The organism is Kitasatospora sp. NPDC056327 (assembly GCF_042261735.1).
Classification (GTDB): Bacteria; Actinomycetota; Actinomycetes; order Streptomycetales; family Streptomycetaceae; genus Kitasatospora.
In genome coordinates this window covers 1-12,128 of the sequence record NZ_JBHJRC010000255.1, presented here as the reverse complement: position 1 = coordinate 12,128, position 12,128 = coordinate 1, and the positions used below count along the sequence as shown (strand labels likewise).

At 74.5% G+C, this 12,128-nt stretch carries 9 protein-coding genes; 2 read left to right on the top strand and 7 right to left on the bottom strand.

Annotated elements, in window-relative coordinates; translation table 11 throughout:
* Positions 1 to 44: 44 nt before the first annotated feature.
* Positions 45 to 2,501 carry a PKD domain-containing protein gene (locus ACFCX4_RS28260; RefSeq protein WP_376148204.1) on the bottom strand — a complete coding sequence of 819 codons (2,457 nt, stop codon included), beginning with the start codon at positions 2,499 to 2,501 and terminating at the stop codon, positions 45 to 47.
* A gap of 179 nt (positions 2,502 to 2,680) precedes the next feature.
* Here ACFCX4_RS28260 and ACFCX4_RS28255 point away from each other — a divergent pair, with 179 nt between their 5' ends.
* Entirely contained in the window at positions 2,681 to 3,478 is a 798-nt protein-coding gene (locus ACFCX4_RS28255; RefSeq protein ID WP_376148201.1) for a serine hydrolase, read from the top strand.
* Here the strand turns inward: ACFCX4_RS28255 and ACFCX4_RS28250 are convergent.
* The 6 genes from ACFCX4_RS28250 to ACFCX4_RS28225 all read right to left on the bottom strand — a co-directional run bounded on the left by ACFCX4_RS28250 (position 3,429) and on the right by ACFCX4_RS28225 (position 10,682).
* The gene (locus ACFCX4_RS28250) at positions 3,429 to 4,508 is read right to left on the bottom strand and encodes an aminotransferase class I/II-fold pyridoxal phosphate-dependent enzyme (RefSeq protein ID WP_376148199.1); all 1,080 of its coding nucleotides are present in this window, start codon (positions 4,506 to 4,508) and stop codon (positions 3,429 to 3,431) included. The genes ACFCX4_RS28255 and ACFCX4_RS28250 overlap by 50 nt on opposite strands.
* Positions 4,509 to 4,621: 113 nt before the next feature.
* Complete coding sequence (locus ACFCX4_RS28245) at positions 4,622 to 5,755, bottom strand: FAD-dependent monooxygenase (protein ID WP_376148195.1); 1,134 nt, start codon at positions 5,753 to 5,755, stop codon at positions 4,622 to 4,624.
* 187 nt (positions 5,756 to 5,942) lie between these two features.
* Entirely contained in the window at positions 5,943 to 6,557 is a 615-nt protein-coding gene (locus ACFCX4_RS28240; protein WP_376148192.1) for an ATP/GTP-binding protein, read from the bottom strand.
* 3 nt (positions 6,558 to 6,560) lie between these two features.
* Positions 6,561 to 6,992, bottom strand: coding sequence for a DUF742 domain-containing protein (locus ACFCX4_RS28235; protein WP_376148189.1), 432 nt, complete (start codon positions 6,990 to 6,992; stop codon positions 6,561 to 6,563).
* Positions 6,993 to 6,999: 7 nt separating this feature from the next.
* Entirely contained in the window at positions 7,000 to 7,428 is a 429-nt protein-coding gene (locus ACFCX4_RS28230; RefSeq protein WP_376148186.1) for a roadblock/LC7 domain-containing protein, read from the bottom strand.
* Entirely contained in the window at positions 7,425 to 10,682 is a 3,258-nt protein-coding gene (locus ACFCX4_RS28225) for a nitrate- and nitrite sensing domain-containing protein (RefSeq protein ID WP_376148183.1), read from the bottom strand. Before ACFCX4_RS28225 ends, ACFCX4_RS28230 begins: the two co-directional genes overlap by 4 nt.
* An 834-nt stretch (positions 10,683 to 11,516) precedes the next feature.
* On the opposite strand from ACFCX4_RS28225, the gene ACFCX4_RS28220 reads away from it, so the two are divergent.
* Positions 11,517 to 12,011 (top strand): YbaK/EbsC family protein, encoded by a 495-nt coding sequence (locus ACFCX4_RS28220; RefSeq protein WP_376148180.1) that lies wholly within the window; start codon positions 11,517 to 11,519, stop codon positions 12,009 to 12,011.
* The last annotated feature ends 117 nt before the right edge of the window (positions 12,012 to 12,128 follow it).

The following is a 12,128-nucleotide window of genomic DNA, read 5'->3' as shown; positions in this document are numbered from 1 at the left end:
GTGCTCGGCCGAGCACCGCCCCCGCCGTCACGGGTCACCGCAGGTCAGTAGCCGTACATGGTGTAGGAGACGTCGGGCAGGCCCGCGTAGGCGTAGCTGAGCGCGAAGCGGTGGGTGCCGGGCCGGTGGATGCCGTAGGTGGTGCGGCCCTTGGCGAGCCAGTCGCCGACGACGGGGAGGTCGCCCTTCTCGCCGTAGGCGGCGGTGGAGACCGATCCGTCGTCGTGCCGGAGGATGAAGAGGTTGGGGTCGCCGGGGTTGCGGCCGGGGCGGAAGAGGCCGAGCTGGGCGTGGCCCACGCCGTCCCAGTCGCCGACGACCGGGATGTCGCCGGGGTCGCCGAAGCGCAGGCCGGTCACGCTGCCGTCGTCGTGGCGGACGGCCAGCAGGCCGTTGCCCGGACGGTAGACGGCGAGCTGGTCCTTCGTGCGGCTTCCGTCCCAGTTGCCGGGGAGCGGGAGGTCACCGGGGTCACCGAACGGCACCGCCTCGACGGCGCCGTTGCCGTGGTTGAGGGCGAACGTGGAGCTGCTCGGCCGGTAGATGCCGGGGGCGCAGCGGCAGGAGGCGTTGGAACCGCCCCAGTTGCCGACCACCGGGAGGTCGCCCGGCAGGCCGAAGACGAAGGTGGTGCCGGGGTAGGAGCTGTCGTAGGTGTTGGACGCGATCACCCAGTTGCCGTTGTCGAACAGGCCCGTCCGGGTCACGGGACTCGACGTGGAACCGCTGCTGAACGGCACACCGCCGTAGGGGCCGCTCGCCCGTACCTCCGACGAGGTGCTCGCGGTGCGGCCGTGGTCGTCGGTCACGGTCTCGGTGACGGTGTGACCGCCGCCGACGCCGTAGTCGTGGGTGATGCCGGTGGGCGGGTTGGGGCCCTCGACGGTCACGGGCGCGCTGCCGTCACCGAAGTCGAAGACGCGCCGGGCGACCGGCCAGGGGCTGACGTCCGCGGCCAGGACCGTGACCTTGGACTCGTAACGGCTGCCGGATCCCCAGGTGAACCGCGCCTGGAGGTCGGGAACCGGGGCGACGGTGAGCCTGCTGGTGGAGGTGCGGACCGCGCCGGCCGGGCCGGACACGGTCAGCGTCGCCTCGAAGGTGCCGGCGGTCGGGTAGTCGTGGTCGACGGGCCCGGTCGTGGGGGTGAGGGCGAGGGGCGCGCTCCCGTCACCGAAGTCCAGCGTGGCGGTGTCCGATGTCCAGCCCGTGGTGTAGGCGGCCGTGAAACGGGCGTTGAGCGGGTGGTGCGGTCCCGGGGCGTGGGCGCCGATCAGGTTGGCTCTCACCGGGTCCTGGGCTTCGACGGCGCCGCGGTCGCGGTGGCCGCCGGCGGTGTCGGGCATGCCCGGGTGGTCGACCACCGCGTTGCCGAACACGTCGGTGTCCACCAGGCCGGGCGCCGTCGGGTCGGCCGCGTCCGTCAGGCCCTCGGCCGGGACCGGGGTGTAGTCGTTGACGACCTTGTTGAAGCGGGGGTCGACGGCGTTGTCGTGCGCGCCCTGGCCGGTCGCCCGGAAGGCGGCGGGGTCGGCGTGGGGAGTGCCGCCCCAGGTGTAGGTGGCCGGGCCGGCCGGGATGACGGTGTTGTGGTCGGCCTTGGTGCCCTGGACCGATCCGGCCGACACGGCCAGCAGGGTCGTGTCGGACTGTGCGCCGTCGCACCAGGGGGCCGGGTTCTTGGTGACGATGTTGTTCTCGACCACGGCGCCGGCGGAGTTCCCGGCGAGCTCCACGTCGGTCCGGCAGTTGCGGCCGAAGGTGTTGTTCACCACGACCGTGCCGGGCGCGTCGGTGGCCAGGACGCCCCGGCCGCGGCCGTCGGCGATCTGGCTGGTGCTCACGACGGTGCCGGACGCGCCGGGCTCGACCAGGACGGCGGCGACGGGCGAGCCGAAGAACTGGGCACGGCTGACCGTGACGTCCGAGCTCGCCCCGGTGATCCGGACGCTCGCGGTCTCGTCCGGGTAGGCCCGGACGCCCCAGCTGACCGGGTTGCCGCCCTGCACCTTGTTGCGGTCCAGGGTGACCCGCGCGGAGTCCTTGACGACCACGGCCTCCTGCGGGGCGTGCAGTTCGAGGCCGGTCAGGGTGATGTCGTGGACGCCCTCGAACACCAGCGCGTTGGGCGCGGGGGTCGCGCCCTGCTTCCAGCTCTCGGTCCCCACCATGACCCTGCCCGCCGCGGATTCGCCCCGGAAGACGATCGGCTTGCCCGGCAGTCCGGAGTTGCGCAGGGTGACCTGGCCGACGTACGAACGGTTGCCCGCGATGCTGACGGTCTGTCCGGGCAGGGCCGCGTCGGCGGCGGCCTGGACGGTGCAGAACGGCTGCGCCGCGGTGCCGGCCGCGGCGCCGGTGTCCCAGCAGCGCGAGTCGGGGCCGTTGTCGACGCGGAGCACGGTGCTCTCGGCGTGGGCGGCGGTGAACGGAAGCAGGACGGACGCGATGGCCGAGCCGGCTGCCGCGGCGGCTGTGGCGAGGCGTCTGGAAACGGGCATGGAGAGGACCCCCTGGGTGCAATGGTGGCGGCCGGCGAGGTGCGGAGGGCATGCCGGCCAGGCCCTTCGTGGACGTATCGACCGGAAAGGCTGAGTCAGTATTCCGGAGCGCTCCGCACACCATCAACTCCCTGAAGGTGACGGTTTGGGGCGGCCCGCAGCCGGGGACGGTGGCTGACATGCTGTCCGTGGTGGTCGCCCCGTGGGGCGGGGAGCCGGTGTTCGAGCGTGCGGGGGGCGTGCCGCACGACGCCGCGAGCACGATGAAGGTGGCCGTGCTGGCGGCGCTGCACCGGGCGCGGGCGGACTTCGGTGCACCGGTGGCGGTGGTGAACTCCTTCGTCTCGCGGGCGGGCGGGCGCTTCGCCAACGATCCGGCGTGGGACAGCGACCCGGTGCCGTGGACGCTGCTCGGCGGGACGGCGCCGCTGGGGCTGCTCGCCGAGCGGATGATCACCCACTCCTCCAACCTGGCCACCAACCTCTGTCTGGACCGCGTCGGTCACGAGGCGGTCGCCGAGGTGTGGCGGCGGGCGGGCGCCACCGGCAGCGGCAGTCCGCGCGGCATCGAGGACTACCCGGCGCGCGACGCCGGCGTGCACAACCGGGTCACCGCCCGGGACCTGGTCCGGCTGCTGCAGTCCCTGGACGGCGAACCGGAGGTGCTCGGGCTGCTGGAGCGCAACACCTTCCGGGTCGACCTGGCGGCCGGGCTGCCGCCGGGGACGAGGGTCGCGTTCAAGAACGGCTGGTTCCCCGGGGTGCGGCACTGCGCGGCCCTGGTCCGCCCGGACGACTGCCCGCCGTACCTGCTGGCGGTCTGCTACACCGGCCCGCTGGCCTCGGGGGCGGACGGGGCGGCGGAGGATCCGGCGGCCCGGCTGCTGGCCCGGGTCTCGGCGGTGGTCTGGGCGCGCCGGCACGCGGTCACGCGGGCCGCCCCAGCTCCTCCAGACCCGCCAGGCCCTGCTCGTTGAGCAGGTTGATCCGCACGTGGCCCGGGTGGCCGTCGAGTTCGAAGTGGCGGCCGTCGAGGCCGAGCAGCCGGTCGGCGGGCGCGGTGGGGCGGGCGAACAGGAAGTAGCCGGTGTCGACCCGTTGCCGGGCGGCGAGCGCGCCGGAGGCGGTGAGGCGCTGGTGGTTGGCCCGGACGTGGTCGAGCAGCCGGTGGTTGCCCTCCAGCAGCATCAGGTCGGCGGCCCGGTGGGCGAACAGCCGGTCGGCGAGGGTGACGTCGCCGTGCAGGTTGAGGTGCAGTTCGGCGAACGGCTCGCGCAGCGCCTCGGGGACGAGCAGGTGGGCGCACCGGTAGCCGTGGATGGACAGGTACTTGGTGGGACAGACCATCCGCAGGGTGAGGTCGGCGGGGAGCGCGGCGGAGTCCTCGCGGCGCCCGCCGTCCCAGCGCATGTACTGGAAGGTGCCGTCGACGAACACCAGGGAGCCGGTGGCGTGCTGCCACTCGGCGAGCTGCTTGAGCACCAGCGCGGGGACCCGCCGGCCGGCGTACCAGACCGGGTCGGTGAGCAGCAGGACGGTCTTCTCGTCGGGCAGCCGGAGGTCGAACCCGGGCTGGTGGGCGTGGGCTTCGGAGAGTCTGACCGGCTCGATGCCGAACCGGCGGAAGAAGTAGGCGAACTTGTAGTAGACCGGCGGCAGGTAGTGGATCCGGGTGCGGCCGGTGAGCCGGAGCCAGGTGCAGAAGGTGCCGAGCAGGGAGCTGGCGCCCCCGGCCGGCACCACCCGGCCGGGGGAGCACGGTTCGGCGTCGTAACCCTCGTGCAGCCGGGCGATCTTGGCGCGCAGGGCGGTGTCCTCGTCGAGCGCCGAGTAGCGGGTGACGTCGCCCAGCCGGTAGGGCGGGGTGTGCGCGAGGTCGCCCAGGTAGTCGGCGACGAAGGGGTGCCCGCCGTTGTAGTCGGAGACGAACAGCCGTCCGTCCGGGTGCTGCCGGGCGCGTTCCACCTCCTCGTGCAGATCGAGCATGCGGAACAACGACGGCGTCATCCGTCACCCCTCGGGCAGCCGGCCACTTTGTCGGACGGGCGTCAAGTCTGTCCGGGGCCCAGCGCGGACACAAGTCCGCGCTGGGCCGGGCGGGGTACCCGGGGCGGAACCGCTCAGTACGGCTTGACGAGCACGTGTGCGGCGCCGGGGATGCCGACCTGGAGCAGCTCGTCCTCCTCCGGGGTGGTCGGCGTGCCGGTCTCCTGCTTGAGGATCGCCCGGGACAGCGCCTGCACCCAGAGGGCGCGGGGCCGGCGGCGCTCCTCCCAGGCGGTCAGCGCGGCGGGCACGGTGTCGGCGGCGTCCAGGCTCTGCGCGAGCACCAGGGCGTCCTCGACGGCCATCGCGGCGCCCTGCGCCAGGTGCGGGGTGGAGGCGTGCGCGGCGTCGCCGGCCAGCACCACCCGGCCGACGTGCCACGGCTCCTCGACGGTGACCTGGGAGATCCGCGAGTAGACCACCGCGGCCGGGTCGGTGACCTGGGCCAGCGCCTCGGCGACCGGGCCGCCGAAGCCGGCCAGGCGCTCGCGCAGCTGCTCGTGGGCGCGCTGCGGGTCCGGGCGGAAGTCCTCGGCCTCGGCGAACACCGAGCCCAGGTACATGAGGTCGGTGCTGATCGGGGTGAGCAGTGCCTTGGCCCGCAGGTTTCCGGTGGACATCAGCACGCCCTGGACCTCGGGCGAACGCGGCAGGGTGACGCGCCAGTTGGCGAAGCCGGTGTACTCGGGCGCGTACCGCTCGCCGTAGAGGTGCCGGCGCAGCGGCGAACCGATGCCGTCGAAGCCGACGACCAGGTCGTAGCGGGCGCTGCTGCCGTCGGACAGGGTGACCGCCACCTCCTCGCCCTCGTCGGTGAGTTCGGCGATCGTCGCGCCGAAGCGCAGGGTCGCGCCGGCGGCGGTGGCGGCCTCGCCCAGCACCCGGGCCAGGGCGGGGCGGGGGATGCCGTTGTTGGAGGGCGCGTCGTCCATCCGGGGCTGCGGGATCTTCGCGAGGACGCCGCCGGCGGGGTCGCAGATGGTCAGCACCTCCCACGGGAAGCCGGCCGCCAGGCAGGACTCCAGCACGCCGATCTCGCGCATCACGTGCAGGGCGTTGGACGGCTGGATGATGCCGACGCCGAGCGCCTCCAGGGCGTCGCGCAGCTCGACGACGTCGACCCGGTGGCCGCGGCCGGCGAGCGCGGTCGCGGCGGTCAGGCCGCCGATGCCGGCGCCGTGGACGAGGATGCGCAGGGGTGGGGTCATGGCGGTGGTACTCCAAGCGGTGGTGGGAGAGGGGGCTCGGGGGAGCGCCCGGTGGAGAGCACGGGCCCGGGAACGGGAAGGCCCGGGAGAGCGGGAGGGCTCGGTGGAGCGGGTGGGCCGGGGAAACGGATGGGTCGGGGAGCAGACGGGCCGAGGAGCAGGCGGGCCGGGGAGCGGATGAAACGTTTCAGCGCGCCGGTGCGGCGAGCGTCAGCTCCATGAGGTGGTCCACCAGCGCGAGCAGCAGCTCCCGCCCGAACGCCCGGACCCGGACGTCGCCGATCAGCATCGGCACCTGCGGGTCGAGGTCCAGCGCGGCCCGGATCTCCTCGGACGTACGGGTGTTGTGGCCGTGGAAGCAGTTGATCGCCACCACGAACGGGATGCCCCGGCTCTCGAAGAAGTCGATCGAGGCGAAGCTGCTGTCCAGTCGGCGGGTGTCGGCGATCACGATGCCGCCGAGCGCGCCGTTCACCAGGTCGTTCCACATGAACCAGAAGCGCTCCTGGCCGGGCGTGCCGAACAGGTAGACCACCAGCTCCGGACTGACGGTGATCCGCCCGAAGTCCAGTGCGACCGTGGTGGTCTCCTTGCTGTCCACCCCGGACAGGTCGTCCACGCCCTCGCTCGCACGGGTGAGGTACTCCTCGGTGCGCAGCGGGGCGACCTCGCTGACCGCGCCGACCAGGGTGGTCTTGCCCACCCCGAACCCGCCGGCGATGAGGATCTTCACGGCCGACGGGACGACGGGACCGGGGGAGGGGGAAGAAGAGGAGGAGGGGAGAGGTGCGGATGGTGCCATGGTTCAGAGCCTCCGGAGTCCTTCGCGTACGGCCGTCAGCAGCCCGAGGTCCAGGCCGCCGTCCCCCGCGGCCCGGGCCACCGAGATCGGTGCCCGGGCCATCAGCAACCCCTGGGCGATGAGGTCGCCCAGGAGGATCTTGGTGACCGAGACCGGCAGGTCGAGCCCGGCCGCCACCTCGGCGACGGCGGCCGGCCGGCGGCACCGTTCCAGGATCAGCCGGTGCTCCGGCTGAAGCCCGCGGGCACCGGAGGACCGGGAGGCCAGCACCGGGTCCGCGAGCTCCTCCACCGTGGTCATCAGGGTGATCAGGGTGAGGTGGTCGTGCTCGGGCGCGGTCCGGCCGCGGGTGATGGTGTACGGGCGCACCATCGTGCCCGCGCCGTACTCCTCGTCCTCGTCCTCGTCGGGCAGCTCGCTCCAGTGCGGCCTCACCGCAGGCTCACCCCCGGTTCCTGGAGAAGGCGTCGAACTCGCTGCGGACCGGCGTGCTGAGCTTCTGGCCGACCTGCTGGACGAGCTGGTGCATGGCCACCGACATCACCTCGGCGTCCACCTCCTGGTCGGCGACCACCGCCAGGTGGGTGCCCTGGGCGGCGGCGATGATGAACAGCCAGACCTCGGCCAGCTCGACGATCACCTGGTGCACGGCGCCGCCGTCGAAGAGCTGGCCGATGCCCCGGGCCAGGCTCTGCTGGCCGGTCGCGACGGCGGCCAGGCGCTCGGCGTCGGCGCGGTCGATGGTGCGGGAGTGGCTGACCACGAGGCCGTCGTCGGAGAGCAGCACGGCGCTTCTCGTCCCGGGCACGGTGTCGACGAGTCCGTCCAGCAGCCAGTCGAGGTCCTGGTGGGTGGCGATGGTGCGGTTCATGACTGCTCTTCCGTCCTCGTGGTTCGGGGGTCCGCGGCCGGGAGCGCCCAGGGGGAGCTGCCCGGCGCGGGAGTCGGGGATCCGGCGCCGGCCGTGGGGGCGGACGGGCCTGGCGGGAGGGTACCGGCGGGCGGGAGCGCGCCGGCCGGGGTGCGCCCGGAGGGCGTGCGGCCGCCGGGGGCGTGGGCCCCGGGGGTGTGGTCGGCGGGGGTGCGGCCCGGGTCGGTGCCGGCGCTCTCGGGCCCGGCACCGTCGGGGTTGCGGGCGGCCCGGGACTGGCGCTGGAAGGCGCCGACCGTGGCACCCGAACGGCGCGGCGGCCGCTGGAACGGGCCCGCCGTGGCGGCCGGGGCGGCGCCGGGGGCGGGGTGGGTGACCCGGGGCGGCGGCGGGACGCGCAGCTCGGCGGCCAGGCTGGCCTGGCGGACGCGCTGCGGCAGCGGCGGCTGGGAGCCGGCGACGGGCGGCGGCCCGGCCGGTGCGCCGAGCGGGTCGGCGTACGCGGACGGTGCGGACACGGGCGGCGCGGGCGGCAGCGGGGCCGCCGGGTGCGCGCCGTACGGCGTGTGCGGGGCGAGCCCGGTGCGGCCGGCGTCCGGGGTGTGCGCGGCGTCGGTGGTCCGCTCGCCGTGCTGCCGGCGTTCGGCCAGCCGGTAGTTGTCGGCGGGCCGGTACTGCTCGTCGGCGTACGGCGCCTCGGCGGGCATGACCGTCGCGTAGGCGATGTCCGGGTAGGCCGGGGCCTCGAACCCGGGCGCGTGCTGCGCCGGGACACCGTGGGCCGGGAGACCGTGGGCCGGGACGCCCTGCGCCGGGACGCCCTGCGCCGAGGTGCCGGGGGCCGCGCCGTCGTACCCGGTGCCGGCGTAGCCGTACGGGCCGGCGGGCGAGCCGTGCTGCACGGGCGTGCCGGGCTCGGCGAGCGGGTGCAGGTAGCCGTCGGCGTCGCCGACGGCGAAGCCCTCGTCCCGATCGGTGCCGTGGCCCGTTCCCTGGCCTGCTCCGTGGCCGAAGCCGGTGCCGTCCGCGCCGTTCCCGAAACCGTCCGGACCGGCGTACTCCTCGCGGGCCGGGCCCCCGAGCACCTCGTCGTCCGACGGGGGCACGAACTCGACGTGGGCGAACGCCTGGGCCTGCGACTGGCGGGCACCGGGGGTGAACCAGTCGTCGGTCGCCAGCTCCAGGTCCAGATCGAGGTCCGGGTCCAGCGCGGGATCCGGGCGGGTGCCGCGTCCCTCACGGGCCGCGCGCTCCTCCGCCTCGTCCACCGCGACGACCGGCGAGGCCGCCGAGGAGGTCACGGCGGAGGGCATCTCGGTCACCGAGGCGAGCGGCGCGGCGTCCCCGCGCTGCTCGGGCCGCTGCCGCCGGGCGAGCGGGATCGGGGTGACCGCCGCACCGTCCGGCAGCCCGGAGTCCCCGTCCAGGACGAACTCGCCGGGGACGAGCACGACCACCCTGGTCCCGCCGAAGGCCGACGGGCGGAACTCGATCTGCAGGCCGATCGCCGCCGCCAGCCGGCCCACCACGTGGAAGCCGAGGCGGATGTCGTCGCCGCGCGCCAGCATGTCGGTGCGCGGGGGCTCGTCCTCCAGCGCGGCGGCCATCAGCGCGTTGGCCGCGTCGTACTGCTCCGGGTCCATGCCCAGGCCGCGGTCCTCGATCTCGATCGCGAGCCCGCGCCCGACGACGGCTGCCCGGACGTCGACCGGCGTGGGCGGCTTCGAGAACGTCGCCGCGTTCTCCATGAGTTCGGCGACCACGTGGGCGACCGGGCCGACGGCCCGCTCCGAGAGCCACGGGTGGCCCTCGACGTCCAGCACGACCCGGCGGTACTCCTGCACCTCGCCCTGCGCGGAGCGCAGCACGTCCAGCAGCGGTACCGGCTTGCGCCACTTCCGCTGCGGCTGGCCCCCGGCCATGATGACCAGGTTCTCCTCGTAGCGGCGCAGGCGGGCGGTCAGGTGGTCGAGGTCGAACAGGCCCTCCAGCACCTCCGGGTCCTCGTGCCGGCGCTCCAGGGTGTCCAGCTTGCGCAGCTGCTGACCGATCAGCAGCTGGGTGCGGCGGGCGATGCGCTGCAGCAGCCGCTCGAAGCCGCGGTGCTGCTCGGCCTGCCGGACGGCGGTCTCCAGCGCGGAGGTGCGGGCCAGGTTCATCGCCTGGCCGAGCTGCGCCAGTTCGTCGCCGCCGCGGGCGTGCGAGCCGGCGGTGATCGCCCGGCTCTCCGCCTCGACGTCGACCTGCTCGCCGCGGGCGAGCCGCTCCACCACCTCGGGCAGGGTGCGCTCCAGCTCCTGCGCCTGGCTCTGGAGGTCCTTGATCCGGCGGCGCAGCGAGCGGGTCAGGCGCCAGCTAGCGAGGAGCACCGCGACCACCGTGACCAGGCCGATCACCGCGGTCAGCACGACCCGGGTGAGCAGGGAGAGGAACGAGTCCTTGCCGACCTCGACCACGCCCGCGGTGCGGGCCTCCATCACCTTCACCAGCGCCGGGTTGACCTGGTCGACGGCCTGTCGCCACTGGTCCTGGAGCTGGGGGAGGCGGACGGTGCCGGTCGCGTCGGCGGCGGCCGGGCGGGACAGCGCCTGCTCGACGGCGGCCTTGGCCTGCCAGGCCGAACCGCTCATCAGCTCGGACCAGGCGCTCCGCTCCCCGGCCGGCACGTACGGCACGACCTGGACGGTGAAGAGGTGCTCCTGGGCGCCGATCGCCTGCTGCACGAGCTGGTAGTCGGAGGCGCTGAGCTTCCCGGACGGCCAGCCGCGGGCGAGGATCGCGTCCTCGCGGGCCAGCATCTCCTTCGCCCAGAAGGAGTTGACCAGGGTCTTGGAGATCCAGGTGACCTCGCCGTTCTCCACGTGGCTGAGTGCGGTGAACAGCCGCAGGTCCACGGCGATGAGGTCGGTGTAGTACGCGTAGACGCTCTGCTGGTCGGCGCTGCCCTTGTCGACGGCGGCGCGCTGTTCGCCGAGGCGCTCCATCGCGCGCCGGGCCTCGGCGACGGCGGTGCGGACCTCGGCGGGCGCGCTGTCGGCGGTCTCGCCGGAGAGGGTCTGGAACTTCTGCACGGCCTCGTCGGTCAGCTGGCGCTGGCGCTTCAGCTGGTCCGTGACGGAGCCGGGCCGGGCGAGCGCCTCGGCGCTGAGCCGGCGCTCCTCCTGGAGGTTGTAGTAGACGATGTTGGACGGCTGTCCCGCCTTCTGGGCCAGCAGGCCCTGCGCCGCCTGGCGCTGGAAGTCGAAGAAGGTCACACCGCTGGTGACCGCCCAGAGGACGGCCAGGGCGATGCTGGGGACGAGGGCGAGGACGAGCAGTGCCGTCCGCAGTGACAGGCGCGGACGACGCCTGCGGGGGGCCTTCGGCGTCGGGGGCCGCCGATTCGCACGCGCGCGCAGAGCAGACTCCTTGGGGCTGGCGGCCGGCCTGGGTGGGCCGGACCGACCGGGGCACGGGCTTTATGACGAGGCGATACTAGTCATACGGTGTGTTAGGAGTGAAAGCCCGTTCGATCTTCGGGCCGTGCACACACAAGTCCTCAACATGTCCGTAGTACGGGGTTCACAGCTGGTCAGGGCCTGTTTCGCGCCCCTCGCACGCGCTCTCCGCACGCCCCTCGCGCCCCCGTTCGGAGGCCGCCGCCGTCCGGTCTGTGGACCGCCGGACCGCTCCGGGCCGGTTCCCGGCGGAGACTTCCGCCCAGGGGAACGGGTCCCGTCCGGCTCGCGGTTCAGTCGGTTCACGTGGTTCGCGCGGTTCCTGGTGACGGTACCCGGCATCGGCGGACCTGGAGCCTTCCTCTCGGTGGCCCCGGCGGGGCCCGCGGGCCGGATCGGAGGGCCGGATCGCCGTGCCTCCGGTTGTCCGTTCCCCGACACGGAACCCCGGAAGTGCCCGGCACGCTGCGGGTTCCACCGAATCCCCCCAGAACGTCGAACCCTTCTCCACCCCCTGCGGGCCGCCGTGGGCCCCGCACGGCTCCCCGGAGGGGCGCTCGGACGGGCCGCCCGGGCACTTCCCGGCGCCGGGTCCCCGCTGTCCGGGCCGGGCGGTGCAGCGCGGTGCGGTGGGTGCGGCAGGATGGGGCGATGACCGACGACACGTCCCTGCCCAGTCGCAGCCGGGCGGTGGCCGACGCCCTGACCGAGGCCGGCCTGCCCGGCGGGATCCGCGTCCTGCCCGACTCCGCCCGCACCGCGGCCGAGGCTGCCGCGGCCCTCGGCTGCGAGGTCGGCGCCATCGCCAACAGCCTGGTGTTCGTCTGCGACGGCGCACCCCTCCTGGTCATGACCAGCGGCGCCCACCGCGTCGACACCGCCTTCCTCGCCGACGCCCTGGGCACCGGCCCGATCACCCGGGCGACCGCCGCCCAGGTCCGCGAGGCCACCGGACAGGCCATCGGCGGCGTCGCCCCGGTGGGCCACCCGAGCCCGCTCCGCACCGTGGTCGACACCGCCCTCGCCGGCCACGACCTGCTGTGGGCCGCCGCCGGACACCCCCACACCGTGGTCCCGATGACCTACGAGGACCTGCTGAAGCTGACCACCGGCACCCCCTCACCCGTAACCCCACCCCAGCCCTGACCCCGCACGGGACCCTGCCCCCACGGACTGCCTGCACCCCCCCCCCCCCCCCGGGGGGGGGGGGGGCCCCCCCCCCGGCCGCCCCCCCCCCCACCCCCCCCCCCCCCCCCCCCCCCG

Coding starts and splice junctions, on each gene's coding strand:
- ACFCX4_RS28260 (WP_376148204.1), bottom strand. CDS start 2,501: ATGCCCGTTTCCAGACGCCTCGCCACAGCCGCCGCGGCAGCCGGCTCG.
- ACFCX4_RS28255 (WP_376148201.1), top strand. CDS start 2,681: ATGCTGTCCGTGGTGGTCGCCCCGTGGGGCGGGGAGCCGGTGTTCGAG.
- ACFCX4_RS28250 (WP_376148199.1), bottom strand. CDS start 4,508: ATGACGCCGTCGTTGTTCCGCATGCTCGATCTGCACGAGGAGGTGGAA.
- ACFCX4_RS28245 (WP_376148195.1), bottom strand. CDS start 5,755: ATGACCCCACCCCTGCGCATCCTCGTCCACGGCGCCGGCATCGGCGGC.
- ACFCX4_RS28240 (WP_376148192.1), bottom strand. CDS start 6,557: ATGGCACCATCCGCACCTCTCCCCTCCTCCTCTTCTTCCCCCTCCCCC.
- ACFCX4_RS28230 (WP_376148186.1), bottom strand. CDS start 7,428: ATGAACCGCACCATCGCCACCCACCAGGACCTCGACTGGCTGCTGGAC.
- ACFCX4_RS28220 (WP_376148180.1), top strand. CDS start 11,517: ATGACCGACGACACGTCCCTGCCCAGTCGCAGCCGGGCGGTGGCCGAC.